Consider the following 23,514-nt stretch of genomic DNA (forward strand, 5'->3'; position numbering starts at 1 on the left):
GGCGCCAGCCTAGGGGCGCGGCATCCGCTCGTCAGTGCTCGCCCGCGAATACTTCGTTCGCAATCCGGAAGGCGGTGTTCGCGGCGGGGACGCCGGAGTAGATCGCGGACTGCAGGATCACCTCGCGGATCTCGTCCACGGTCAGCCCATTGCGGAGGGCCGCGCGCAGGTGCATCGCGAGCTCTTCGTGGTGGCCGTGCGCGATGAGCGACGAGAGCACCGCGACAGATCGCGACCGCCGGTCGAGGCCCGGCCGCGACCAGACATCGCCCCACGCCACGCGCGTGATGAAGTCCTGGAAGTCGGCGGTGAGCTCGGTCGTGTTTGCGACCGCCCGGTCGACATGCGCGTCCGACAGCACGGCACGGCGCACCGCCATGCCCTGGTCGTAGCGCGCCTCGTCGGTCAGCCCTTCACCCTCAGGTCTGGTCATGTACCGCTCCTTCCACGTCGTAGCCCGCCGCTTCGGCGATGCCGTCGAAGAACTCCCGCAGCACCGCGGCGGTGCCCTCGGCGTCGTCGGCGGGCGGCAGGTGTGCGGCATCCGCGAGACCGATCGGCCGCCCGTGCTGCACGTCCTCGGCGATGCGCCGCAGGTCCGCTTCGGTCGTCACCTCGTCGTGAGCGCCCCAGACCGCGAGCACCGGCACGGCGATGTCGCCGAGGAGGTGCCGCACGTCGTAGGCGGCGAGCGCCTCGCAGCAGAGGGCGTAGCTCTCGTCGTCGGTGTCGCGGAGAGCGTGCAGCAGCCGGCCGGAGATGTCGGGATTGCGCTCGATCGAACCCGGCGCGAACCAGCGCTGGGCCGAGCCGATGACGAGCGACGCGGTGCCCTGCACCCGCACCTGGGCCGCCCGCTGGTGCCAGCCGTCCGGCTCGCCGATCTTCGCGGCGGAGGCGATGATCGCGGCGGAGCTCACGAGTCCGGGATGCCGGAGCAGCAGTTCGAGCCCCACGGCGCCGCCGAGCGAGACGCCCGCGTACCGCACGTCGGTCTCGCCGAGCACGTCGAGCGCCTGGGCGACGGCGTCGGCGATCTCGCCGATCGTGAACGGCGACGTCGCGGCGGGCGCCCGGCCGTGCCCAGGCAGGTCGAGGATCGCCACCCGGTACCCGTCGCCGAGGAGCGGCACGACCTTCTCCCACAGGACGGCCGAGGTGCCGAGCGAGCAGCCGAGCACAAGGAGCGGTGCCCCGGCCGGACCCTGGGGCGCGGTGAGGGCGATCGGTGGAACGGTCACGGAGCCTCTTTCGGTGTGGGCCCACGCCCGGTGGTCTGGTCGACGAGCCGCGCGGCGAGCCCGACGTACTGGGCGGGATCGAGCAGCGCAGCGACGTCGATGGGCGCGGCGCCCGCGCCTTCGAGTGCGGCCGTGACGAGCGCGCCGAGGTCCTCGTCCTGTGCGGCCGCCGCGACCAGCCCGGCCACGGCATCCTTGCCGATCACCGGACCGAGCACGATCGAGAGCCGTTCGGCGACGATGAGCCCGCGGGTGAGCGCGAGGTTGTGTGCCACGGCGGCGTCGTCGACCCGCAGCCCCCGGCCCAGGGCCGCGCCGTGCGCGGCCACGCCGCGGGCGAGGCTCAGCAGCTCGGTGAGCGTCGGCCACTCCGCGTGCCACGCGCCGTCCGGCCGCTCGTCGACCGCGACTGCGGACGCCAGGTGCAGGGTCGCGCCGAGCTGCGGGGCGCGCAGCGCGGCGGAGCGGATGAGGACGGATGCCGCGGGGTTGCGCTTCTGCGGCATCGCCGACGATCCGCCCCCTGAGCCCTCCGCGAGTTCGCCGATCTCGGTGCGCGACAGGGTTGCGACATCCGCGGCGATGACGGCCACGGCGTCGATGACCTGGACGAGCGCGTCGCCGAGTTCGGTGATCGGCCAGCGTGTCGTGTGCCAGGGAGCGTCCGGGGCGGCGAGGCCGAGTTCGTGCGCGAACGCCGCAGGAAGGGCCGCGGCGGCCTCGGCTCCGGCGATCTCGACGAACGATGCGAGCGTGCCGGCCGCGCCGCCGAGCTGCGCCGGGAGCGCCTGGGCCGATGCATCAAGTCGCTCGCTCGCCCGGCGGATGCCGCGCAGCCAGGTCGTCGCGCGCAGCCCGACGGTGGTCGGCACGGCGTGCTGGGTCAGCGTTCGGGCTGCCGCGACGTCGTCGCGATGCGCTGCGGCGAACGACGTCAGGGCGCCTTCGAGGTCGCCCAGGGAGGACAGGATCTGCTCGACAGCCGCGCGGCCGACCAGCATCAGGGCGGAGTCGAGGATGTCCTGGCTCGTCGCCCCTCGGTGCACCCAGAGGCGCGCCTCGGCGGGCACGCGGTCCAGCAGCTGCCCGACGAGCGGGATCACCGGATTGCCTCCGGCGACGGATGCCGCGGCCAGCGCGGCCGGGTCGATCCCATGTCCGTCGGCGAAGGCCTCGTCCACGGCTGCGACGACCGCGGGCGGCGCGACGCCGACGGCTCCGTACGCGCGCACCAGGGCGACCTCGACGGTGACGAGCGCGTCGAGGATCGCGGCATCCGTCACTTCGTCGTCGTACCCGACAGTGATCGGTGACAGCAGTCCCACTCGTGCCTCCAGGGTGTCCGCGTGATCGCTCAGCGGCGTGGGCGGGTCAGAACGTGAGGAAGACGGTCTCTTCGTCGCCCTGCAGCCGGATGTCGTGGTGCAGGTGACCCTCAGCGGTGCGGGTCGCGATGAGCGTAGCGCGCTCGTCCGGCCCGAGGGAGGCGAGGAGCGGGTCGGCGGCGAGGCGGGCTTCGTCCTCGGGCAGGTAGATGCGGGTGTGCAGCTTGTCCGGCAGGCCTCGGGCGAAGACGATCACCGCGAAGAACGGTGCGCCGCCGCCGATCGAGCCGGGATTGCGGGTCCAGAACTCGTAGCGGCCCTCGTCGGTGGTCGCCGCGCGGCCGAAGCCGGTGAAGCTGTGGTCGTCGCGGCGGAACGCGCCGCGCGACCGCGGGACGGTGCCATCGGAGTCGGCGCCGAAGATCTCGATGACGGCATCCGGGATCGGCGCGCCGGCGCCGTCGAAGACCGTGCCGCCGACCACGATCGCACCGGGGCTGTGCGGGAAGGCGACCTCGTGCTTCTTCGCATAGTCGAGGCCGAAAGCGAAGAAGGGTCCGACCGTCTGCCCTGGGCTCGGCAGGTGGGTCTTCTCGGGAACCGTGTTCTCGGCCATCAGTGGTCTCCTTCCTCGGGCTCGAACCAGGTGGCATCCGGGCCGTCGACCACGATGTCCCAGCGGTAGCCCATCGAGAACTCCGGAACCGTGAGGTCGTGGTCGTAGTGCCCGATGAGCCGGTCGCGGTCGGCCTGCCGGCGGATCGTGTTGTAGATCGGGTCCAGGGGAAAGAGCGGGTCGCCCTCGAAGTACATCTGCGTGACGATGCGCTGCGTGAAGCTCGACCCGAACACCGAGAAGTGGATGTGCGCGGGCCGCCACGCGTTCACGTGGTTCTTCCACGGGTACGCCCCGGGCTTGATCGTCGTGAACTTGTATTCGCCGTTGTCGTTCGTGACCACGCGGCCCGCGCCGGTGAAGTTCGGGTCGAGCGGAGCGGGGTGCTGGTCGCGCTGATGGATGTAGCGCCCCGCGGCGTTGGCCTGCCACAGCTCGATCAGCTGGTTCGCCAGCGGCCGCCCCCACGAATCCAGCAGGCGGCCCTGCACCGTCATCCGCTCGCCCTGCGGCTCGCCGGTGTGCTGCAGGGTCAGGTCGGACTCGATCGCGGCGACATCCCGCTGCCCGAACGCCGGAGACCACAGCTCGATCGTCTCGGGGTCGACCAGCTTCGGGTTCTTCGTGGGGTGCCGCAGGATGCTGGAGCGATACGGCGGGAAGTCGTGGAGGGTCGGCGCCACCCGCTCACCGGCCGCCTCACGGGCGTCCGCGGCGGCGTGGCAGTCGATGATCTCCTGAGTGATCTCGGCCTGGGAGAGCTGGTCAGGCGAGGCGAGCAGGCTCTCCGGCGCAGCGGCTGGGGTCATCGGCGTCTCCTTCGAGGTCGATCGCGCACCGGCACGATTGCCAGGGGCCACCTATGGTCCCCCGGGAGCGAGGCCGCCCGCACCGCGATTCCCATCCAATGGGAGTCGTGTCATCCTTGCTCATGGCCAATTCGACCTCCGGCGACTCCGTCACCGACCGGCTCGTGCGCGTGCTCGAGACCTTCACCCCGACGCGGACCGTGCAGACCGCCGCCGAGATCGGGCGCCGCGCGGGGCTGCCCGGCTCGAGCGCGCACCGGATCGTGGGCGAGCTGGTCGACGCCGGGCTGCTCGAGCGCGACGACGACCGCCGCATCCGCATCGGCATGCGGCTGTGGGAGCTGGCCACCCGCTCGTCGCAGGCGCTGCGGCTCCGCCAGGCCGCGATGCCGGCGATGGAGCGGGTGCAGGCACGGGTGCGGGAGCACACGCAGCTGGCGATCCTCGAGCAGGACGAGGCGCTCTTCCTCGAGCGGCTGAGCGGGCCGGGCTCGGGTTCGAACGTCACCCGGATCGCCGGGCGACTGCCGCTGCACGCGTCGTCCTCGGGGCTGGTGCTGCTCGCGTTCGGCGACCGCGACCTGCAGGAGCGCGTCCTCGCGGCGCCGCTCGTGCCACTCACCCGCGAGACGATCACCGACCCGACGGCGCTGCGCCGCAAACTCGCGGAGGTGCGTGCGCTCGGGCACGCCGTCGCCCGGGGCTTCATCGAATCGGTATCGACGGGCGTGGCCGTCCCGGTGCGCGACGAGACCGGCGCGGTCGCCGCCGCGCTGTCGGTCGTCCTGCGGCGAGACGACCCGGTCGAACCCGCCCTGGTCGAACTGCACGCCGGCAAGCGCGAGATCGAGCGGTCTCTCGGCTTCCGCGGGTGAGAGCACTTTCCCGTTCAATGGGATCGCAGGGCGGATCGAGCCGGCTGTGATCGCACACTGGGGTTGCGGCATCCGCTGCCATCCGTCGAAGGAGACGCCTTGACCGCCACCATCCGCACCCGGGTCGCCATCGTCGGCGCCGGCCCAGCCGGCCTGCTGCTCTCGCACCTGCTCGCCCAGTCCGGGATCGCGTCGATCGTGGTCGACCAGCGGTCGCGGGAGCAGATCGAGAGCACGATCCGCGCGGGCATCCTCGAGCAGGGCACCGTAGAACTGCTCGACACGCTCGGCGAGTTCAGTCGTGCGCGCACCGTCGGCACCCGGCACGACGGCATCGAGCTGCGCTTCGCCGGCCACGGTCACCGCATCGACTTTCAGGGTCTGGTGGGACGCAGCGTGTGGCTGTACCCGCAGCACGAAGCCCTGAAGGACCTCATCGCCGCGCGTCTCGCCGGAGGCCAGGACCTGCGCTTCGGTGTGACGGTGGAGCGGGTCGAGGATGCCGAGAGCACCCTGCCCCGCGTCGTGGCCACCGACGCGGACGGCCAGCACTACGTGATCGAGGCCGACTTCGTCGTCGGCGCCGACGGCTCGCGCAGCGTCGTCCGCCCGGCGGTGGCCGGCTCGTCGACGGGCGGCTACTTCCGCGAATACCCGTTCGCGTGGTTCGGCATCCTCACCGAAGCACCCCCGAGCGCTCACGAGCTGATCTACAGCAACTCCCCCGACGGGTTCGCCCTGATCAGCCAGCGCAGCCCCACGGTGCAGCGGATGTACTTCCAGTGCGACCCCGAAGCCGACCCGAATGCGCTGTCGGATGCCGAGATCTGGGACATGCTGCAGGCCCGCGTGCCCGGCACGACGCTCACCGAGGGTCCGATCTTCCAGCGCGACGTCCTCCGCTTCCGCAGCTTCGTGGCACACGAGCTGCGCCGGGGCCGCGTGGCGATCGTCGGGGATGCCGCCCACACCGTCCCGCCGACGGGCGCGAAGGGGATGAACCTCGCGGTCGCCGACGTGATCATCCTCGAGCGGGCATTGCGGGCGCTGCTCCTCGACGGTGACGAGCGGCTGCTCGACGCCTTCCCCGAGAAGGCGCTGCACCGCATCTGGAAGGCGCAGCACTTCTCCTGGTGGATGACGAGCATGCTCCACGTGGCACCGGATGCCTCGGACTTCGACCGCCGCCGCCAGCTCGGCGAGCTGCGCTCGGTCGTGGAATCCGAGGCGGGCCGCACCTATCTGGCCGAGGCCTACACCGGCTGGCCGCTGGAGGTCTGACCGCCCCCGATTGCGCGCACGGGTTCGGCACGGGCCAGACTTGAGCGAGGCTGATACTCGGCTGGAGGAGCTCCCGATGACACTGCACCACGAATCCCTGCGCGATCACGCGTGCCTGATCGTCCACGGCCCCGACAAGGCCGGACTCGTCGCCGCGGTCACCGCCCTGATCACCCGCAATCAGGGGAACATCGTCACCCTGGACCAGTACTCCGACAATCCGCAGGGCGGAGCGTTCTTCCAGCGGGTCGTCTTCAACCGGCCGAACCTGACGGCGGCACTGCCCGAGATCGAGGCAGACCTCGCCACGACCCTGACCCCGTACGGGATGGAGTGGAAGCTCACCGATCAGTCGGTTCCGAAGCGGATGGCGATCCTCGCGTCGACGAGCGACCACTGCCTGCTCGAACTGCTGTGGCGGCACCGCCGTGGCGAACTGCCCGTGACGATCCCGATGGTCATCTCGAACCACACGAACACCGCCGAGGACGTCCGGTCCTTCGGCATCCCGTTCTTCCACGTGCCCTCGCAGGGGCCGGACAAGTCGGCCGCGGAGGCGAAGATCGTCGAGCTGCTCAAGGGCAACGTCGACTTCGTCGTGCTCGCCCGATACATGCAGATCCTGTCGGACACGTTCCTCGAGGACGTGGCGGTGCCGGTGATCAACATCCACCACTCGTTCCTGCCCGCCTTCGTGGGGGCCGCCCCGTATCGCAAGGCGAAGGACCGCGGCGTGAAGCTCATCGGCGCGACCAGCCATTACGTCACGAAGGACCTCGACGAAGGCCCGATCATCGAGCAGGACGTCGCGCGGGTCACCCACGCGATGACCGCGTCCGACCTGCAGGCGCACGGCGCCTACGTCGAACGCGCCGTGCTGTCGCGCGCGGTGCAGTGGCATGCCGAGGACCGCGTCATCCGACACGGCAACCACACGATCGTCTTCTGAACCTAGAAGACGTACTCCATCAGCTCGACCCCGAGCGTGCGGAAGACCTCGTGCGCGCGCAGGCGATGCGCGATGGACAGGTCGTCGAAGCACACGATCAGCGCATACGACACCCCGGCCCGGGGCCCGGCCAGCACGCCCGCCTCGACGCGGATGCCGGCATCCCGACCCGTCTTGTTGATGAAGAGCAGCCCGTGCTCGTCGTTCTCGTGCGAGAACGGGTCGAGGCCGGTCGCGGACGCGACGAGCGACAGGTCGTGGTTGAGGCTGAGCCATTCGGCGACCTGAGCGCTCACGCCGGGCGAAACGGCGTGCCCGTTCACCAGCGAGGCGAACACGTCCGCGAGCTCCCGCGCCGAGCCGAGCGCGAAATGCGGAGCGTCGTCGGGTCCGCGCTCGTCGCGGAAGCGATCGAGCAGGGCCGACCGCGTCAGGCCGAGCTGGTCGATGCGCGCCCGGACCGCTTCGAGGCCGACGCGCGCCAGCAGGGCGTTCGCCGCAGTCGCGTCGCCCGTCGCGGCCGCCAGCACGGCGAGGTCCTGCAGCGGGAGCGCCGGCGCCTTGAGGTGCTGCCAGACACCCCCGACCGCGACCGGCTTGACCGAGGTGCGCTCGATGATCTCGAGCGGCTCGAGCGTGCCCGCCTCGAACCCCGCCGCGACCTCGATGAGCAGCGGCACGATGCCGAGGCCGGCGACGGGCAGGGTCACGAAATCGTCGCCTTGGAGCACTGTCGTGCCGCGGTCGAGGTCGTTCACCCGCACCGAGACACGAGCTCCGGACGAGGCGAGCTCGTCGAGCGCCTTCAGCGTCGAGGTGAAGGATCGGCGGCCGACGGCGGCCCGACGAGGCAGACGTCGCGCACCTCGGCGCAGTCCTCGGGGTTCCTGAGTGGACGACGCAGGGGCATCGAATGACTCAGGGGGCGTGCCCACGAAGATGCTTCCTTTCGTGCGGGTGATCCGACGCTGCGATGCGTCGCGATGAAGCGGATTCTCCACCCGGCCGGGGGTCCGGGGGAGGCGTGAAGGTCACCAGATGGTGACGCGCTGATCCTCCGGCAGCCAGAGGGCGTCCGCGTCGGTGACGCCGAAAGCATCGTAGAACGCGTCGATGTTGCGGACGATCTGGTTGCAGCGGAACTCGTTGGGCGAATGCGGGTCGATGGTCAGCAGGCGGATGGTCTCGGCATCCCGACCCTTCTGCTGCCAGATCTGCGCCCAACTCAGCAGGAGGCGCTGGATGCCGGTGTACCCCTCGATCTCGGGTCCGGTCGCTCGGGTCGCTGAGCCTGTCGAAGCGTCCCCGTCCGACCCTTCGACAAGCTCAGGGACCGACTCTTTCCCGAGGCTCAGCTCGTACGCCTTCAGCGCGATGCCCAGGCCGCCGAGGTCGCCGATGTTCTCGCCGATCGTGAGCGCGCCGTTGACCTTGTTCTCTTCGGCCAGGCCCTGCGGAACGAGCGCGTTGTACTGCGCGATGAGCGCCGAGGTGCGCTTCTCGAAGGCTTCGCGGTCGGCATCGGTCCACCAGTCGCGCAGCGACCCGTCGCCGTCGAAGCGGCTGCCCTGGTCGTCGAAGCCGTGGCCGATCTCGTGTCCGATGACCGCGCCGATGCCGCCGTAATTGGCTGCGGCATCGCGGTCGGCGTCGAAGAACGGGTACTGCAGGATCGCTGCGGGGAAGACGATCTCGTTCATGAGCGGGTTGTAGTACGCATTGACGGTCTGCGGCGTCATGTACCACTCGTCGCGGTCGATCGGCTTGCCGATCTTGTCGAGCTGGCGGTCGTGCTCCACCACGTGCGACCGGCGGATGTTGCCGACGACGTCGGTGGGGTCGATCTCGAGCGCCGAGTAGTCCTTCCACTTGACCGGGTAGCCGATCTTGGGCGTGAACGCGTCGAGCTTCGCCAGCGCGCGCTCGCGGGTTTCTGGACTCATCCACTCGAGCTCGGCGATCGACTGCCGGTAGGCCTCGATGAGGTTCGCGACGAGCACGTCCATCGCCTCCTTCGCGGCCGGCGGGAAGTGCCGCTCGACGTAGACGCGGCCGATCGCCTCGCCCATCGCCGCTTCGGCGAGACCCACCGCACGCTTCCAGCGCTCGCGGATCACCGGCACGCCGGAAAGCTGCGTGCCGTAGAACGCGAAGTTCTCATCGACGAAGTCGTCCGACAGGAACGTGGCCGCGCCGTGCACGATCGAGAAGCGCAGCCAGTCCTTCCATTCTTCGAGACGCTCCTCGACGAGGAGGGTGCCGAGCCCTTCGACGAAGCTCGGCTGGCTCACGACGACCTCGGCGAATGCCTCGGCGTGGTCGGGCGCGAGGCCCTCGAGCCACGGTCCGAGGTCGATGCCGGCGAGCGCCTGCACCTCGTCCCAGGTCTTCAGGTTGTAGGTGGCGACGGCATCGCGGCTGCGCACGTTGTCCCAGTGGTGGGTGGCGAGCTCCGTCTCGAGGGTCGTGATGCGATCGGCCGCGGCCGCGGGCTCTGCGACGCCCGCGAGCTCCAGCATCCGCTCCACGTGCCCCCGRAAGACGATCCGCGTCTCAGCGAAGTTCTCCAGCCGGTAGTACGACTCGTCGGGCAGCGACAGTCCGCCCTGGATGAGGAACGGGACGTAGCGGGTCGGGTCGCCCGGGTCGGGCTCGACGTAGAGCAGGGCGATGCCGCCGACCCCATCGCGCTCGAGCGCGCCCACCGTGCGCAGCAGCGCCGGGATCGAGTCGATCGCGTCGACGGCGGCGAGCTGCTCGGCGAGCGGTGCGGCGCCGGCCGCGGCGATGCGGTCGGTGTCCATGAAGCTCGTGTAGAGGTCGCCGATCTTGCGCGACTCGGTGCCCGGCTCGGCATCCTGCGACTCTTCGACGATCGCGCGGACGTCCTTCTCCGCCTGCTCGGCGATGAGGTGGAACGAGCCCCAGCGCGCTTTGTCGTCGGGAATCTCGGTGCGTTCCAGCCACGCGCCGTTGACGTGGCGGAACAGGTCGTCCTGGGGGCGGATCTCAGCGCTCAGATCATCGAGCATGAGACCGGATCGGGGGGCCTCGGTCATTGCTCAAGGATATGTCCCCGGGCGCACCGCACCACCCGAACGGGGACGGATCGCAAGCCGTGACCGCATCGTGATCCGAACGGATGCCGCGCCCGCGGATCCTCGTAGGCTCTGAGGGTGACGAGCCCGGGCCAGACCCTCAACCGCGACATCCTGCGGCTCGCCGTACCCGCGCTCGGGGCGCTGATCGCCGAGCCCCTCTTCCTCATCGTCGATGCGGCGATGGTCGGCCACCTCGGCGTGACGCAGCTCGCCGCGCTCGGGATCGCCTCGGCGGTGCTGCAGACCATCGTCGGGCTCATGGTGTTCCTCGCCTACTCGACGACCCCCGCGGTCGCGCGGCGCTTCGGCGGCGGCGACCTCACCAAGGCGGTCTCGGTCGGCATCGACGGGATGTGGCTCGCGCTCGGACTCGGCGCCGGGCTGGCGCTGGCCGGCTTCTTCGCGACCCCGCTGCTCGTGGGCCTCTTCGGGGCGACGCCCGAGGTCGCCAGCGAGGCGATCGTCTACCTGCAGATCTCGGTGTGGGGCCTCCCCGCGATGCTCGTCGTCTTCGCCGCGACCGGGCTCCTGCGCGGGCTCCAGGACACCGTGACCCCGCTGTGGATCGCGGGGGTGGGGTTCGGGGCCAATGCGCTGCTCAACCTGATGTTCATCTACGGCCTCGGCTGGGGGATCGCGGGGTCCGCCGCCGGCACCGTCGTCGCCCAGTGGGGGATGGTGGCCGCGTTCGCGGTCGTCGTGGGCCGGCTGGCACGCCGGCACGAGGCATCCGTCCGTCCTCATCGCGAAGGCGTGCGCGGCTCGGCCCGGTCAGGCGGATGGCTGTTCCTGCGCACGGTGTCGCTGCGGGTCGCGCTGCTCGCGACCGTCGTCGTGGCGACCGGGCTCGGCACGGAGGAGCTCGCCGGCTGGCAGGTGGCCTTCACGATCTTCTCGACCGCGGCCTTCGCGCTCGACGCCCTCGCGATCGCCGCGCAGGCGCTGATCGGCAAGGGCCTCGGTGCTGATGATCGAGCCCTGGTGCGCCATGTGCTGGGCCGCACGCTTGCCTGGGGGGCGTGGTTCGGCATCGCGGTCGGGCTCGTGATCGGGGCCCTGTCCGGCGTCATCGGACTGCTGTTCACCGGGGATGCCGAGATCGCCGCCCTCGTGCAGCCCGCGCTCATCGTGCTCGCCGTCGCCCAGCCGCTCTGCGGCGCGGTGTTCGTGCTCGACGGCGTGCTGATCGGCGCGGGCGACGGCCGCTACCTCGCGGTGGCGGGCGGTCTCAATCTCGTGCCGTACCTGCCGTGCCTCGTGCTGATCGCGGCGCTGCACCCGACCGGCGCCGCCGGGCTCGCGTGGCTCGCGCTCGCATTCTTCGGGGTGTACATGCTCGCCCGCCTCGCGACCCTCGGCTGGCGCGTCCGCGGCGCCGCCTGGATGGCCGTCGAGGTCTGACCCGATCGAGCGTGTCGGTATCACGACGGCTCCTTGCTGCTCCTCGCTCATATGGCGCGCACTCCGCGACGCTGGAGAGAGAGCATGTCGTGTCCGGAGCCTTCGCCTTCACCGTTCACCCACGAGCACGACTTCGCGAGGATCTGGCCCGTGCGTGGCGTCCTCTGGGGATCGTGCCCGAGGCCGTGTACGAGACGGCTCTGCGGCGACTGCCACTCCCGCCGGTGACGATGGCGCGCGTGCAGATCGGCGGCGAGCGGGTCGGTCACGTGATCCTCGTGCCGTTCGGCGCTCGGCACCTGCTCGCGGATGTCACGGGCGGAAGGCGTCGCGTGCACCAGGCGGTGGACCGCGCCGTCGCTCTCGGAGCAGACGTCGTCGGCCTCGGCGCCCTCACCGCGACCGTCACCGCGGGCGGCGCCACACTCCGTGAGCGCACCGACATCGCCGTGACCAACGGCAACGCCTTCACCGCGGCGATCGTGGAGGACCAGATCCGGATGCTGCTCCCCCGCGTGTTCGAGCGCGCGACGCAGCCGCACATCGCCGTGGTCGGCGCGAGCGGCAGCGTCGGCTCGGCGGTCACGAGGCTCCTCGCACGGGATCCTGCGGGCGCGCGCCTCACGCTCATCGCGCGCACCGCGCCTCGCCTCAAGGCACTCGCGGCTGACATCGCCGACAAGATCGACGTGTCGGTCGCCCACACGATGGACGCGGTCCGCGACGCCGACCTGATCGTGCTTCTGACGGCATCCGCCGACGCCCTTCTCGGCGCCGAGCACCTGGCCCCCGGAGCCGTGGTGCTCGACGCCACACAGCCACGGAACACGTCCCCGAGCCTTGCCGCAGAGCGACCGGACGTGCTCGTGGTGGATGGCGGCATCGTCTCGATCCCGAGCCTGCGAATCACGGGCGGCGAGATCGGACTGCCCGACGGCCGCTCGTACGCCTGCTTCGCCGAGACCGCGATCCTCGCCCTGACCGGCCACCAGGGTCACTTCTCGCTGGGAAATCCCACGCTCGCGCAGATCGACGCGATCCGCGAGCGAGCGCACACCCTCCGCCACCTGGGGTTCCGCGCCGCCGAGCCGACGAGCTTCGGCCGCGCGGTCGCCCTCGAGCCGCGCACGGCGGTGATCGCATGAACCGCATCGTGCTGCTGGGCGGCGGCTATGTCACGCTCCACGTCTACGCGAACCTCGTTCGTCGTCTGGGCCGCGACGTGCGGCGCGGGAACGTCGAGATCGTCGTGATCTCCGCCGATCACGCACATCGGTTCCACGGCTTCACCGGCGAGCTCATCGCGGGCATGATCGGCCGAGACCGCCTCGCCACCCCGCTCGCCGAGGTGATGCCGCTCGCGCGCATCATCGTCGGCCGTGCCGTCGACATCGATGCCGACCGACGTCGCGTGTCCTACCGCGCCGGCGACGACGCCACCGTGACAACCCTGCGCTACGACCAGCTGGTCATCGGGACGGGCGCCAAAGAGCCGACGACGGATGTCGCGGGCCTCAGCCGCTACGGGTACACGCTGCGCGGACCCGGCCAGATCGGCACGCTCGCCGACCACCTGGTATCCGCGCCCGGCTCGCCCGTCGTCGTCGCCGGAGGCGGCGTCGCGGGCGTGGAGCTCGCCGCCGCGATCGCCGATCGCGGCCATCCGGTCACCCTGGTGCACGCCGCCAGACACGTCGCGAGCGAGTGGGACGACCAGCCCAGACTGGTGGCACGGGCGCAGGCCGAGCTCGCCCGGTCGGGCGTCACCGTGCTCAACGATCGCCGGCTGGTGGAGGTCACGCCGACCACCGCCCGCGTGTCCGACGGCAGCGTGCTGGAGTGCGGCACCGTCGTGGCGACGACAGGCCAGCGCCCGGTGCAGATCCCCGGTCTCGATCGCTGGCGCGACGACCGCGGCCGACTGCGCACGCAGCGCACGCTCGCCGTCACGGCGGGCGTGTGGGCCGCCGGAGACGCAGCTCGCGTCCGGCACCCGGTGACGGCGCAGGCCGTGCCGGCCAATGCGCTGTGGGCCATCAAGGGCGGTGATCACATCGGGCGTGCGATCGCACAGGAGCTGCGCGGCCGCCGAGCAGCCCGGTTCGGCTACCGCGGACTCGGCCGAGCCGCGTCACTCGGCTTCGGAAAGGGGATCGCCGAGCTCTACGGCATCCCGTTCACCGGCGCCTCCGCCTGGCTGCTGCGGCTCGTGTTCTTCCTGCGCTTCATGCCATCCCGGCGCCGCGCGGCGGGAGTCGTCGCCGACCTCGCGCGCTTCGTGCTGACGCCGCTCGACCAGCGCACCGACCCCATCACCCGGAGCAGCAGCCCTGCGGCAGCCACGCTCGCCCCGCGACAGGCGTGAGCTGGCTCACGCCCAGCGGCGGCACCACTCGTACATCACGACGGCCGCGGCGGCGCTCGCGTTCATCGAGCGCGTCGACCCGTACTGCGTGATCTCGACGACTCCGGATGCCGCGGTCAGCGCCTCTGCCGAGAGCCCAGGACCCTCCTGCCCGAACAGCAGCACGCACCGCTCGGGCAGCTCGGCGCGGTCGACCGGCACCGATCCGGGCACGTTGTCGATCGCGAGGATCGGGAGGGACGCGGCATCCGCCCACGCGGCGAAGGCGGCCACGTCATCGTGGTGACGCACGTGCTGGTAGCGGTCGGTCACCATCGCGCCGCGCCGGTTCCAGCGCCGCCGCCCGATGATGTGCACCTCGGCGGCGAGGAAGGCGTTGGCGCTGCGGACGATCGACCCGATGTTGGAGTCGTGCTGCCAGTTCTCGATCGCGACATGGAACGGATGCCGTCGCTCATCGAGATCGGCCACGATCGCGTCCATCGACCAGTACCGGTACGGATCGACGACATTGCGCGCGTCGCCGTTCGCCAGCAGCTCGGGGTCGTACCGGGGGTCGTCGGGCCACGCCGCCGGGCCGCCCGGCCACGGACCGACGCCGTACGGGAGCTCCGGCTCGACGTGGGGGTGCTCCTCGGTCATCGGGCCAGGTTAGGGCACCGGGATGTGTGTAGAAGCTTCCCGCACCCCCGACTATGCGCTAGGTTTTCGGTATGCCGAAAAGTCTCGAGGCGACGGCGCCCCGATCTGCACCGCCTGAGGGGCGCGATGAAGCGCGCGCGCGCCGCGCGACCCGGCGGCTGTCGTTCCCGCGCCTCGCATGGCTGATCGGTCCCGCCCTGGTCGCCGGCGTCGCGTATCTCGACCCGGGCAACGTCGCCAGCAACATGACCGCGGGCGCCGTGTACGGCTACCTCCTGGTCTGGGTCGTCGTGCTCGGCAACGTGATGGCCTGGCTCATCCAGTACCTCTCCGCCAAGCTCGGGATCGTCACCGGGCGCAGCCTCCCCGAGACCCTGGGCGACCGCATCCGCAGTCGGTGGGGCCGACGCGCGTTCTGGCTGCAGGCCGAGCTCGTCGCGATGGCGACCGATATCGCCGAGGTGATCGGCGGAGCGGTCGCGCTCAACCTGCTGTTCCAGCTGCCCCTGCTGTGGGGTGGAGTGATCACCGGAACGGTCTCGCTCGCGCTGCTGCTCCTGCAGTCCAGACGCGGCCCGCGCACCTTCGAGTTCGTGATCATCGGACTGCTCGTGATCATCTCGGTCGGCTTCACGTTCGGCGTCATCATCGCGCCGCCGGAGGCCGGCTCGGTCGTCGGCGGCCTGGTGCCGCGCTTCGACGGTGCGGGTTCGGTGCTGCTCGCGGCATCCATCCTCGGCGCCACGATCATGCCGCACGCCATCTACGCGCACTCCGCGCTGGCGCGCGACCGGTTCGCCCCCAGCCGGATGGCCGCGGCATTCGCCCCGACCGCGACAGCCGAAGTCGCGACCGCCCCCGCCGCCGCCCCGAAACTCCACCCGCACGATTCGGATGCCGCGCCCCGGCCCGACCTCGCGCAGCTGCGCGGAATCAGCACGAAGCGGCTCCTGCGCGCCACCCGGTGGGACGTCTCGATCGCGATGATCATCGCCGGCACCGTGAACCTCTGCATCCTGCTGCTCGCCGCCGCGAACCTCGCGGGCGTGCCGGGCACCGACTCGCTCGAGGGCGCGTACGCGGCGCTCCGCGACGGCATCGGGCCGCTGGTGGCCACCCTCTTCGCCGTCGGCCTGCTCGCGAGCGGCCTCGCCTCGACGTCGGTCGGCGCCTACGCGGGTGCCGAGATCATGCACGGCCTGCTGCACATCCGGGTGCCGCTGCTCGCACGGCGCCTCGTCACACTGATCCCCGCGCTCATCATCCTGGCGATCGGCGTCGACCCCACGCTCGCCCTGGTCCTCAGCCAAGTGGTGCTCTCCTTCGGCATCCCCTTCGCCCTCATCCCGCTCGTCGCGCTCACCGCGAAAGCCGAGGTGCTCGGGCCGTTCCGCAACCGCAAGGTAACGACGGCGGCCGGGATCGCGGCATCCGTCTTCCTGATCGCGCTCAACGGCACCCTCCTCTGGCTGATCCTCAGCGGCGGGTAGCCTGTCAGCGTGCCGTCCCCCGCCATCGACGACTACCTCAAGACGATCTACCACCACACCGAGTGGCAGGACGATCGCATCACGCCGTCACGGCTGGCGCTCGAGCTCGGGCTCGCGCCGTCGAGCGTCACCGAGATGGTGCAGAAGCTCGCCGCGCAGGGTCTCGTCACGCACCGGCCGTACGGCCCGATCGAGCTGAGCCCCGAGGGTGAACGCCGCGCCGCCGCGATCATCCGCCGGCATCGCCTCGTCGAGACCTGGCTGGTGCGCGAGTTCGGCTACGGCTGGGACGAAGTGCACGACGAGGCCGAGGTGCTCGAGCACGCTCTGAGCGACCGGCTGCTCGAGCGCATCGACGAGCGGCTGGGCCGCCCGACGCATGATCCGCACGGCGATGCGATTCCGGATGCCGCGGGCCACGTGCACCGCGAGCCGTTCGTGCTGCTCGGCGCCGCCGCGGCGGGCCATGCCGGTCGGGTGCTGCGGGTGAGCGACCGCGATCCGGAGCTGCTGCGGGCCGTGGAGGCCGCCGGGGTGACCGTCGGCGCCGCTGTGACCGTGACGGATGCCGAGACCCTCCGCGTCGGCGAGGTAGCGGTGTCACTGCCTCCGGAAGCGGCGACCGCCGTGTGGCTCACGGCCTGACCGAGCTGCCGCATCCGGTCCGCTTCCCTCACGCTGCCCGAACCGCCACACGCGCCCGAGCGAACAGGCAGCGGATACCGGTTTCGACAGCGCGAACCCGCGCGGGGCGAGGAGAGTCCCGCTCAGCGCCGGGCTGCCGCAGCGAAGGGCCAGCGCACCCCGGTCGCGTCCTCGCACACCCGCCAGAGGCGGGTCGCGATCTCCTCGCTGCGCACGATCTTGGACGGCCTCGCGACCTTGGGTGTTCCCCGGGCCACGAAGCGCGGCCCGATGAACGCGCCGCCCTCGACCTCGGGGTCGGCCAGCGCCCGGACGAGCGGCCACGCGCCGCGCTCCTTCGACTGCGCGATCAGGGCCTGCAGGTTGTCGGCGAACCGCGTGACCTTCGTCGGCTCGTTCACGCCGACGATCCCGGCCGTGCGCCCGCTGATGGCGTAGCCGGGGTGCGCCACGACGCTGGAGACCGGCACGTCGGCGGCTCGCAGGCGCCGGTCTGCCTCGAACCCCAGCACGCTCGTGGCGACCTTCGACTGCACGTACGCCCGCCACCCCGAGTAGTTGTCAATTAGCTGCGGGTCGATCGGGTCGTAGGGCGACAGCGAGGTCGACATGCTGCCGAGCCACACGATGCGACCGGATGCCGCCGCCAGGGTTGTCAGCAGCTCTCCGGCAAGCGCGTAGTGGCCGAGGGCGTTCGTGGCGAAGACGATCTCGTGACCGTCGGCGGTGGTCTCGCGCTCCTTCGGTGGGTGGACGATGCCGGCGTTGAGGAGGAGGCCGTCCAGGCCCCCCATGGTCCGGGCGGTCGCGGCGGCGGCCCGCACCGAGCCGAAGTTGCTGGTGTCGAGCAGCAGGGTCTGGACGCGGCCATCGGCCGCGGTATCGGGAACCCGTCGATTGACGGCGGCGCGAGCGGCGGCCAGCCGGTTGGGGTTGCGGCCCGTCATGATCACGGTCGCGCCCGCGGCGGCGAGCTGCTCTGCGGAGAAATAGCCCAGGCCCGCGTTCGACCCGGTGATGAGGAATCGCCGTTCGTGCAGGTCGGGGAGGTGCTGGGGATCCCAGTCGGGGCGGGCCACGATTCGAGGCTAGGCCACGGCGCCCGGATAGGCTGGCCCCATGCGGACACGCGCCGAGATCGAGTGCTGGCTCACCGACATGGACGGCGTTCTCGTCCACGAGAATCGGCCCATTCCGGGCGCCGCGGAGCTGCTCGCGCAGTGGCGCGACGAGGGCACCCCCTTCCTCGTGCTGACCAACAACCCGATCTCCACGCCGCGGGATCTGAGCGCCCGGCTGCGGCATTCCGGGCTCGACGTGCCCGAGGAGCGGATCTGGACCTCGGCCCTCGCGACCGCCGACTTCCTGCGGTCTCAGCTGCCCGGGGGCACGGCGTTCGTGATCGGCGAGGCCGGTCTCACGACCGCGCTGCACGAGGCCGGCTACATCATGACCGAGTCGCAGCCCGACTACGTCGTGGTGGGCGAGACCCGGCAGTACTCGTTCGAGGCGATCACCAAGGCGATCCGCTTCATCAACGCCGGTGCGCGCTTCATCGTCACCAATCCCGACGCGACCGGTCCGACCCCGCACGGCATCGTGCCGGCGACCGGGTCGTTCGCGGCCCTCATCACGAAGGCGACCGGCAAGGACCCCTATGTCGTCGGCAAGCCGAACCCGATGATGTTCCGCTCGGCGCTCAACCGCATCGGCGCGCACTCCGAGACGACCGGCATGATCGGCGACCGGATGGACACCGACGTGGTCGCGGGCATCGAGGCCGGGCTGCACACGATCCTCGTGCTCACCGGCATCAGCGACCGTGCCGAGATGGAGCGCTACCCGTTCCGCCCCGACGAGATCCTGGACTCCGTCGCCGACCTGCTCGCGCCGGAGCCTGTCGAGACCGACCTGCCGGATCTGCCCGAGGGTCTCTAGTGGGAGCACTCGAAGAGGGCGAACGGGTCGTGGCGGCGGATGCCGCGACCTGGCGCGCCTGGCTCGAGGCGAACCACGCCCGCTCCAAGGGCGCGTGGCTCGTCCGGCCCCGACCGGGGTCGGGTCTCGCGCTCGTCGACTACGAGGACGCGATCCGCCACGCGCTCTGCTTCGGCTGGATCGACGGCCCGGTGCGCTCGTTCGATGAGCAGATCGGCGGCCTGTGGTTCTCGCCGCGGCGGCCGTCGAGCGGCTGGGCTGCCACCAACAAGGCACGGCTCATCGAGCTCGAGGCGGCCGGCCTCATGACCCCCGCCGGCGTCCGCGCGGTCGCGCAGGCGAAGGCGAACGGCTCCTGGACGATCCTCGACAACGCCGAGGCGATGATCGAGCCGGCCGACCTCGCGTCTGCGCTGGATGCGGATGCCGCGGCCCGCGCCAACTGGAGCGCCTTCCCGCCGTCGAGTCGCAAGTTCGGCATCGCCGCCGTCGACTCCGCCCGCCGCCCGGAAACGAGGGCCGCCCGGATCGCGAAGGTCGTCGCCGACGCCGCCGCGGGGAAGCGCCCGACGTGACCGGCGAGCTGATGCTCCTCTACGGCGTGACGATCCTGATCCTCGTCGGCACGCTGATCGTGTGGGTCGCCCAGTACCGCCGCATGTACGGTCGGAAGACGCGCGACACCGGCGACCCCCCGACAGACCTGGACGACCCGGACCAGCGCGACCACTGATCGGAGCAGCCCCGCATGGCCCTCGCCATCGTCATCCTCGCCCTCGGCTGCCTCATCGCCGCGGCCTACCTCTGGCAGCGCAGCAAGAAGTTCGGCGACGACGGCATCCATCAGCGCGGCACCCGCATCGCGATCGTCGTGCTGACGGTCGTCGGAGTGCTGCTCGCGCTCGCGTCGCAGACGTTCTTCCGGGCCTAGCGACCGCGGCGAGCCCGCGCGCTGACGCGGCTCTGGACGCCAGATGTGTCCTCAAACGCCATTGAACTTCGGGTTCACACGAGCCGTAGAACGCCGTGTGACCCTGAAGTTCAATGAGGTTTCAGAGAAGGTCCGGGCAGCCGGGATCCTCACCCGGCCGCACTGCTACTGCGGCGCGAGGCCCAGGTCGTCCAGGTCGATCGCGAACAGCCACTGCAGCCCGGCGGCCTCCACGGCGGCCTGGGCTCCGGTTTTGCGGTCCACGATCACGGCGACCGCGACGGGTTCGGCGCCTTCGCGCCGCAGCGCCTCGACGGCCTTGAGCGCGGACTGACCGGTGGTCGAGGTGTCCTCGAGGACGATGACGCGCTTGCCCGCGACATCCGCCCCTTCCACCTGACGACCGCGGCCGTGGTCCTTCGGCTCCTTGCGCACGACGAACGCGTCGAGGGGGGTGTCGGTGCGTGCGGACTCGTGCATGACCGCGTTCGCGATCGGGTCGGCGCCGAGGGTGAGACCGCCGACGGCGACGATGCCGTCGACCTCGCGGATCAGGTCGAGCATGATCCGGCCGATCGCCGGGGCGGCGCGGTGGTCGAGCGTGAGCTTGCGCATGTCGACGTAGTAGGTGGCCTTCTTGCCGCTCGAGAGCGTGAAGTCGCCGTGGAACACGGCCTCGGCCTTGATCAGGTCGATGAGGGCCAGCCGGTCGGATTCGATGGCGGATGTCGAGGCAGCGGTCATGCGCACGAGTCTATGAGGGCCCACCCGGCGGCGCCGACCTCCCGATCGACACCGGCATCCGCCGACGGCCCCGCTGAGCAAATAGAGTCGACACGGCACATCCAGTGGCGGCGGTCGCCGGCGAACTCGCTCCGATCCGGCACTGAGCAGGGAGCGGAGCATGACGCGCATCGGAATCGTCGCGGAGCGGCCAGGTGAGGCGCGGGTCGCGGGTACGCCGGCCACGGTCGCGAAGCTCCGCGCGCTCGGCTACGAGATCGTGGTCGAGACGGGCGCGGGTACGGCATCCGCCTTCCCCGACTCCGCGTTCGCCGAGGCGGGCGCGCTCGTCGTCGCCCGCGCCGAGGCGTGGCGCGCCGACGTCGTGCTGAAGGTCGATCCCCCGACACCGGGCGAGGTCGCGCTCCTCGCCGATGGCGCCACCCTGATCGCGCTGCTGAGCCCCGCGCTCCGCCCCGACGTGCGGGAGTCGCTCGCCGGCCGCGGCCTCACCGCGCTCGCCCTCGATGCGGTGCCGCGCATCTCGCGCGCTCAGTCGATGGACGTGCTCAGCTCCATGGCGAACATCTCCGGCTACCGGGCGGTCATCGAGGCGGCGCACGAGTTCGGCCGCTTCTTCACCGGGCAGGTCACCGCCGCGGGCAAGGTGCCCCCGGCCAAAGTGCTCGTCGCCGGCGCCGGCGTCGCCGGCCTCGCTGCGATCGGGGCGGCCTCGAGCCTCGGCGCGATCGTGCGCGCGACCGATCCGCGCCCCGAAGTCGCCGACCAGGTGCGCTCGATCGGGGGCGAGTACCTCCCGGTCGAGGTCGCCGAGGCGATGGAGTCCTCCGACGGCTATGCGAAAGCCACGAGCGCGGCCTACGACCGGCGGGCCGCGGAGCTCTACTCCGAGCAGGCCCGAGACGTCGACATCATCATCACGACGGCCCTGATCCCCGGGCGGGCGGCGCCCCGCCTGATCACGGCGGAGGATGTCGCGGCCATGAAGCCCGGCAGCGTCATCGTCGACATGGCCGCGGGCCAGGGCGGGAACGTCGACGGCTCGGTGGCGGGCCAGCGCGTCGTGACCGAGAACGGCGTCGTCATCCTCGGCTACACGGACCTCGCCGGGCGCCTCCCGACTCAGGCGTCGCAGCTCTACGGCACGAACCTCGTCAACCTCGTGAAGCTCCTCACCCCCGGCAAGGACGGCCGGCTCGTCCTCGACTTCGACGACGTCGTGCAGCGCTCCATCACGGTCGTCCGGGACGGCGAATCGACCTGGCCGCCGCCCCCGGTGCAGGTGTCGGCGGCGCCGGTGCAGCCGGCCGCTGCCGCGGCATCCGCTCCTCCGCCGGCGAAGCGGACCATGTCGCCCGCGCGACGGAGCGGACTCGTCGTCGCCGGCATCGCCGCGCTGTTCGCGGTGTGCGCCTTCGCACCCCCGCCGCTGCCGCAGCACTTCCTCGTGCTGATGCTGTCCGTCGTCGTCGGGTTCTACGTCATCGGCAAGGTGCACCACGCCCTGCACACCCCGCTGATGAGCGTCACGAACGCGATCTCGGGCATCATCGTCGTCGGCGCGATGCTGCAGCTCGCCTCGCCGCTCCTCGTCGTGCAGGTGCTCGCCGCGATCGCGGTGCTGCTGGCGAGCATCAACGTCTTCGGCGGCTTCGCGGTCACCCGGCGAATGCTCGCGATGTTCCAGAAGGACGGCAGCCGATGATCGCGGCAGGCGCTTCCGCCGAGTACGTCGCGGTTCCGACGATCGCGGCATCCGTCGCGGGCGCCGCGTACATCGTCGCGGCGCTGCTGTTCATCCTCGCGCTCGCGGGCCTGAGCAAGCACGACACCTCGCGCCGCGGCGTGAGCTACGGCATCGCAGGCATGACGATCGCACTGCTCGCCACGGCGTGGCTCACGGTCGAGGACCTGTGGGGGCAGCCGCAGGCGACGACCGGGCTGCTGCTGCTCGTGGTGGCGGTCGTCGTCGGCGGCGCGATCGGACTGTGGCGCGCACGGCGCGTCGAGATGACCGGGATGCCGCAGCTCATCGCCCTCTTCCACAGCTTCGTGGGCCTCGCGGCTGTGCTGGTCGGGTGGAACGGCGCCTTCTCGATCGCCGAGGTCGCGCCCGATCTCGTCGGCATCCACCACGCCGAGGTCTTCATCGGGGTCTTCATCGGCGCGGTCACGTTCACCGGGTCGATCGTCGCGTACCTGAAGCTCTCCGGGCGCGCGTCGTCGAAGCCCCTCATGCTGCCGGGCAAGAACATCCTCAACATCGGCGCCCTCGTCGCATTCGTGGCGCTCACGGTCTGGTACGTGATCACCCCCGACCTGTGGCTGCTGATCGCGGTGACGCTGCTCGCGCTCGCGCTCGGCTGGCACCTCGTCGCCTCGATCGGCGGCGGGGACATGCCGGTCGTGGTCTCGATGCTCAACAGCTACTCGGGCTKGGCGGCCGCCGCGGCGGGCTTCCTGCTGAACAACGACCTGCTCATCGTGACCGGCGCGCTCGTCGGCTCATCGGGTGCGTACCTGAGCTACATCATGTGCAAGGCCATGAACCGGTCGTTCCTGTCGGTGATCGCCGGCGGCTTCGGCATCGAGGCGCCCCGCGCCGATGACGCCGAGCAGGGCGAGCACCGCGAGATCGACCCGCAGGGCGTCGCGGAGCTGCTGGCTGCGGCATCCCGCGTCATCATCACCCCCGGCTACGGCATGGCCGTCGCGCAGGCGCAGTACCCGGTCGCCGAGCTCACCCACCGGCTGCGCGAGCGCGGCGTCGACGTGCGGTTCGGCATCCATCCGGTCGCAGGCCGCTTGCCCGGCCACATGAACGTGCTCCTCGCCGAGGCGAAGGTGCCCTACGACATCGTCCTCGAGCTCGACGAGATCAACGACGACTTCGCACGCACGGACGTCGTGCTCGTGATCGGCGCGAACGACACCGTGAACCCGGCCGCGATGGACGACCCCTCGAGCCCGATCGCCGGGATGCCGGTGCTGCGGGTGTGGGACGCCGACTCGGTCGTCGTGTTCAAGCGGTCGATGGCGTCGGGCTACGCCGGCGTCGCGAACCCGCTGTTCTTCCGCGAGAACACCCAGATGCTGTTCGGCGACGCCAAGGATCGGGTCGAGGACATCCTGCGCGAGCTCTGACACACGCGCGCAACACC

24 protein-coding genes are annotated in these 23,514 nt (G+C 71.1%); 14 read left to right on the forward strand and 10 right to left on the reverse strand.

Going from position 1 to position 23,514, the window contains the following annotated elements:
* Nucleotides 1-31 precede the first annotated feature (31 nt).
* The 5 genes from pcaC to pcaH are packed head-to-tail and all read right to left on the reverse strand — an operon-like array spanning nt 32 to nt 3,991.
* Nucleotides 32-433: a 4-carboxymuconolactone decarboxylase gene (gene pcaC, locus ACXJ3V_RS06910; protein WP_457099543.1), complete on the reverse strand. Its 402-nt coding sequence runs from the start codon at nt 431-433 to the stop codon at nt 32-34.
* Nucleotides 420-1,241, reverse strand: a complete 822-nt coding sequence (locus ACXJ3V_RS06915; protein WP_457099544.1) for an alpha/beta fold hydrolase — start codon at nt 1,239-1,241, stop codon at nt 420-422. Before ACXJ3V_RS06915 ends, pcaC begins: the two co-directional genes overlap by 14 nt.
* A complete protein-coding gene (locus tag ACXJ3V_RS06920; RefSeq protein ID WP_457099545.1) occupies nt 1,238-2,566 on the reverse strand; it encodes a lyase family protein in 1,329 nt (442 codons plus the stop codon). The genes ACXJ3V_RS06915 and ACXJ3V_RS06920 overlap by 4 nt, the downstream gene beginning before the upstream one ends.
* 46 nt (nt 2,567-2,612) lie before the next feature.
* The gene (gene pcaG, locus ACXJ3V_RS06925) at nt 2,613-3,182 is read right to left on the reverse strand and encodes a protocatechuate 3,4-dioxygenase subunit alpha (protein ID WP_457099546.1); all 570 of its coding nucleotides are present in this window, start codon (nt 3,180-3,182) and stop codon (nt 2,613-2,615) included.
* Nucleotides 3,182-3,991, reverse strand: a complete 810-nt coding sequence (gene pcaH / locus ACXJ3V_RS06930) for a protocatechuate 3,4-dioxygenase subunit beta (protein ID WP_457099547.1) — start codon at nt 3,989-3,991, stop codon at nt 3,182-3,184. Before pcaH ends, pcaG begins: the two co-directional genes overlap by 1 nt.
* Before the next feature lie 122 nt (nt 3,992-4,113).
* Between pcaH and ACXJ3V_RS06935 the strand changes: the two genes are divergently transcribed.
* From ACXJ3V_RS06935 to purU, 3 genes are all read left to right on the forward strand, one after another.
* A complete protein-coding gene (locus ACXJ3V_RS06935; protein WP_457099548.1) occupies nt 4,114-4,866 on the forward strand; it encodes an IclR family transcriptional regulator in 753 nt (250 codons plus the stop codon).
* A 99-nt stretch (nt 4,867-4,965) separates the two neighbouring features.
* Nucleotides 4,966-6,147, forward strand: a complete 1,182-nt coding sequence (locus ACXJ3V_RS06940; RefSeq protein ID WP_457099549.1) for a 4-hydroxybenzoate 3-monooxygenase — start codon at nt 4,966-4,968, stop codon at nt 6,145-6,147.
* Nucleotides 6,148-6,223: 76 nt separating this feature from the next.
* A complete protein-coding gene (purU, locus tag ACXJ3V_RS06945) occupies nt 6,224-7,096 on the forward strand; it encodes a formyltetrahydrofolate deformylase (protein ID WP_457099550.1) in 873 nt (290 codons plus the stop codon).
* 2 nt (nt 7,097-7,098) lie between these two features.
* Here purU and ACXJ3V_RS06950 read toward each other — a convergent pair whose 3' ends face one another.
* Complete coding sequence (locus ACXJ3V_RS06950) at nt 7,099-8,031, reverse strand: serine hydrolase (protein WP_457099551.1); 933 nt, start codon at nt 8,029-8,031, stop codon at nt 7,099-7,101.
* 96 nt (nt 8,032-8,127) lie between these two features.
* Nucleotides 8,128-10,155: a M13 family metallopeptidase gene (locus ACXJ3V_RS06955; RefSeq protein ID WP_457099552.1), complete on the reverse strand. Its 2,028-nt coding sequence runs from the start codon at nt 10,153-10,155 to the stop codon at nt 8,128-8,130.
* Nucleotides 10,156-10,272: 117 nt separating this feature from the next.
* On the opposite strand from ACXJ3V_RS06955, the gene ACXJ3V_RS06960 reads away from it, so the two are divergent.
* The 3 genes from ACXJ3V_RS06960 (at nt 10,273) to ACXJ3V_RS06970 (ending at nt 13,963) form a co-directional block, all read left to right on the forward strand.
* Nucleotides 10,273-11,598, forward strand: coding sequence for an MATE family efflux transporter (locus ACXJ3V_RS06960; protein WP_457099553.1), 1,326 nt, complete (start codon nt 10,273-10,275; stop codon nt 11,596-11,598).
* An 89-nt stretch (nt 11,599-11,687) separates the two neighbouring features.
* The gene (locus tag ACXJ3V_RS06965; RefSeq protein WP_457099554.1) at nt 11,688-12,743 is read left to right on the forward strand and encodes a semialdehyde dehydrogenase; all 1,056 of its coding nucleotides are present in this window, start codon (nt 11,688-11,690) and stop codon (nt 12,741-12,743) included.
* The gene (locus tag ACXJ3V_RS06970) at nt 12,740-13,963 is read left to right on the forward strand and encodes an NAD(P)/FAD-dependent oxidoreductase (protein WP_457099555.1); all 1,224 of its coding nucleotides are present in this window, start codon (nt 12,740-12,742) and stop codon (nt 13,961-13,963) included. The genes ACXJ3V_RS06965 and ACXJ3V_RS06970 overlap by 4 nt, the downstream gene beginning before the upstream one ends.
* Before the next feature lie 6 nt (nt 13,964-13,969).
* Here ACXJ3V_RS06970 and ACXJ3V_RS06975 read toward each other — a convergent pair whose 3' ends face one another.
* Nucleotides 13,970-14,605 (reverse strand): TrmH family RNA methyltransferase, encoded by a 636-nt coding sequence (locus ACXJ3V_RS06975; protein ID WP_457099556.1) that lies wholly within the window; start codon nt 14,603-14,605, stop codon nt 13,970-13,972.
* Between the two features lie 71 nt (nt 14,606-14,676).
* On the opposite strand from ACXJ3V_RS06975, the gene ACXJ3V_RS06980 reads away from it, so the two are divergent.
* A complete protein-coding gene (locus ACXJ3V_RS06980; protein WP_457099557.1) occupies nt 14,677-16,095 on the forward strand; it encodes an Nramp family divalent metal transporter in 1,419 nt (472 codons plus the stop codon).
* A gap of 9 nt (nt 16,096-16,104) precedes the next feature.
* Nucleotides 16,105-16,740, forward strand: a complete 636-nt coding sequence (locus tag ACXJ3V_RS06985; RefSeq protein WP_457099558.1) for a metal-dependent transcriptional regulator — start codon at nt 16,105-16,107, stop codon at nt 16,738-16,740.
* A gap of 122 nt (nt 16,741-16,862) precedes the next feature.
* Here ACXJ3V_RS06985 and ACXJ3V_RS06990 read toward each other — a convergent pair whose 3' ends face one another.
* Nucleotides 16,863-17,819, reverse strand: coding sequence for an SDR family NAD(P)-dependent oxidoreductase (locus ACXJ3V_RS06990; protein WP_457099559.1), 957 nt, complete (start codon nt 17,817-17,819; stop codon nt 16,863-16,865).
* Between the two features lie 40 nt (nt 17,820-17,859).
* On the opposite strand from ACXJ3V_RS06990, the gene ACXJ3V_RS06995 reads away from it, so the two are divergent.
* The 4 genes from ACXJ3V_RS06995 to ACXJ3V_RS07010 are packed head-to-tail and all read left to right on the forward strand — an operon-like array spanning nt 17,860 to nt 19,609.
* The gene (locus ACXJ3V_RS06995; protein WP_457099560.1) at nt 17,860-18,678 is read left to right on the forward strand and encodes an HAD-IIA family hydrolase; all 819 of its coding nucleotides are present in this window, start codon (nt 17,860-17,862) and stop codon (nt 18,676-18,678) included.
* Nucleotides 18,678-19,253, forward strand: a complete 576-nt coding sequence (locus ACXJ3V_RS07000; RefSeq protein ID WP_457099561.1) for a YdeI/OmpD-associated family protein — start codon at nt 18,678-18,680, stop codon at nt 19,251-19,253. The genes ACXJ3V_RS06995 and ACXJ3V_RS07000 overlap by 1 nt, the downstream gene beginning before the upstream one ends.
* Nucleotides 19,250-19,411 carry a hypothetical protein gene (locus tag ACXJ3V_RS07005; RefSeq protein ID WP_457099562.1) on the forward strand — a complete coding sequence of 54 codons (162 nt, stop codon included), beginning with the start codon at nt 19,250-19,252 and terminating at the stop codon, nt 19,409-19,411. The genes ACXJ3V_RS07000 and ACXJ3V_RS07005 overlap by 4 nt, the downstream gene beginning before the upstream one ends.
* 15 nt (nt 19,412-19,426) lie before the next feature.
* A complete protein-coding gene (locus tag ACXJ3V_RS07010; protein ID WP_457099563.1) occupies nt 19,427-19,609 on the forward strand; it encodes a hypothetical protein in 183 nt (60 codons plus the stop codon).
* 165 nt (nt 19,610-19,774) lie between these two features.
* Here the strand turns inward: ACXJ3V_RS07010 and pyrE are convergent, their stop codons facing one another.
* Nucleotides 19,775-20,353, reverse strand: coding sequence for an orotate phosphoribosyltransferase (gene pyrE, locus ACXJ3V_RS07015; protein ID WP_457099564.1), 579 nt, complete (start codon nt 20,351-20,353; stop codon nt 19,775-19,777).
* A 160-nt stretch (nt 20,354-20,513) separates the two neighbouring features.
* On the opposite strand from pyrE, the gene ACXJ3V_RS07020 reads away from it, so the two are divergent.
* Both ACXJ3V_RS07020 and pntB read left to right on the forward strand, forming a co-directional pair.
* Nucleotides 20,514-22,058, forward strand: coding sequence for a Re/Si-specific NAD(P)(+) transhydrogenase subunit alpha (locus tag ACXJ3V_RS07020; RefSeq protein ID WP_457099565.1), 1,545 nt, complete (start codon nt 20,514-20,516; stop codon nt 22,056-22,058).
* Nucleotides 22,055-23,497, forward strand: a complete 1,443-nt coding sequence (gene pntB / locus ACXJ3V_RS07025; protein ID WP_457099566.1) for a Re/Si-specific NAD(P)(+) transhydrogenase subunit beta — start codon at nt 22,055-22,057, stop codon at nt 23,495-23,497. Before ACXJ3V_RS07020 ends, pntB begins: the two co-directional genes overlap by 4 nt.
* The last annotated feature ends 17 nt before the right edge of the window (nt 23,498-23,514 follow it).

This window comes from Microbacterium sp. P5_E9, assembly GCF_054049175.1.

What these genes read in the sequence shown, in the direction of transcription:
- pcaC (WP_457099543.1), bottom strand. Translation starts at nt 433, where the DNA reads ATGACCAGACCTGAGGGTGAAGGGCTGACCGACGAGGCGCGCTACGAC.
- pcaG (WP_457099546.1), bottom strand. Translation starts at nt 3,182, where the DNA reads ATGGCCGAGAACACGGTTCCCGAGAAGACCCACCTGCCGAGCCCAGGG.
- pcaH (WP_457099547.1), bottom strand. Translation starts at nt 3,991, where the DNA reads ATGACCCCAGCCGCTGCGCCGGAGAGCCTGCTCGCCTCGCCTGACCAG.
- ACXJ3V_RS06935 (WP_457099548.1), top strand. Translation starts at nt 4,114, where the DNA reads ATGGCCAATTCGACCTCCGGCGACTCCGTCACCGACCGGCTCGTGCGC.
- purU (WP_457099550.1), top strand. Translation starts at nt 6,224, where the DNA reads ATGACACTGCACCACGAATCCCTGCGCGATCACGCGTGCCTGATCGTC.
- ACXJ3V_RS06970 (WP_457099555.1), top strand. Translation starts at nt 12,740, where the DNA reads ATGAACCGCATCGTGCTGCTGGGCGGCGGCTATGTCACGCTCCACGTC.
- ACXJ3V_RS06975 (WP_457099556.1), bottom strand. Translation starts at nt 14,605, where the DNA reads ATGACCGAGGAGCACCCCCACGTCGAGCCGGAGCTCCCGTACGGCGTC.
- ACXJ3V_RS06980 (WP_457099557.1), top strand. Translation starts at nt 14,677, where the DNA reads ATGCCGAAAAGTCTCGAGGCGACGGCGCCCCGATCTGCACCGCCTGAG.
- ACXJ3V_RS06995 (WP_457099560.1), top strand. Translation starts at nt 17,860, where the DNA reads ATGCGGACACGCGCCGAGATCGAGTGCTGGCTCACCGACATGGACGGC.
- ACXJ3V_RS07010 (WP_457099563.1), top strand. Translation starts at nt 19,427, where the DNA reads ATGGCCCTCGCCATCGTCATCCTCGCCCTCGGCTGCCTCATCGCCGCG.
- pyrE (WP_457099564.1), bottom strand. Translation starts at nt 20,353, where the DNA reads ATGACCGCTGCCTCGACATCCGCCATCGAATCCGACCGGCTGGCCCTC.
- ACXJ3V_RS07020 (WP_457099565.1), top strand. Translation starts at nt 20,514, where the DNA reads ATGACGCGCATCGGAATCGTCGCGGAGCGGCCAGGTGAGGCGCGGGTC.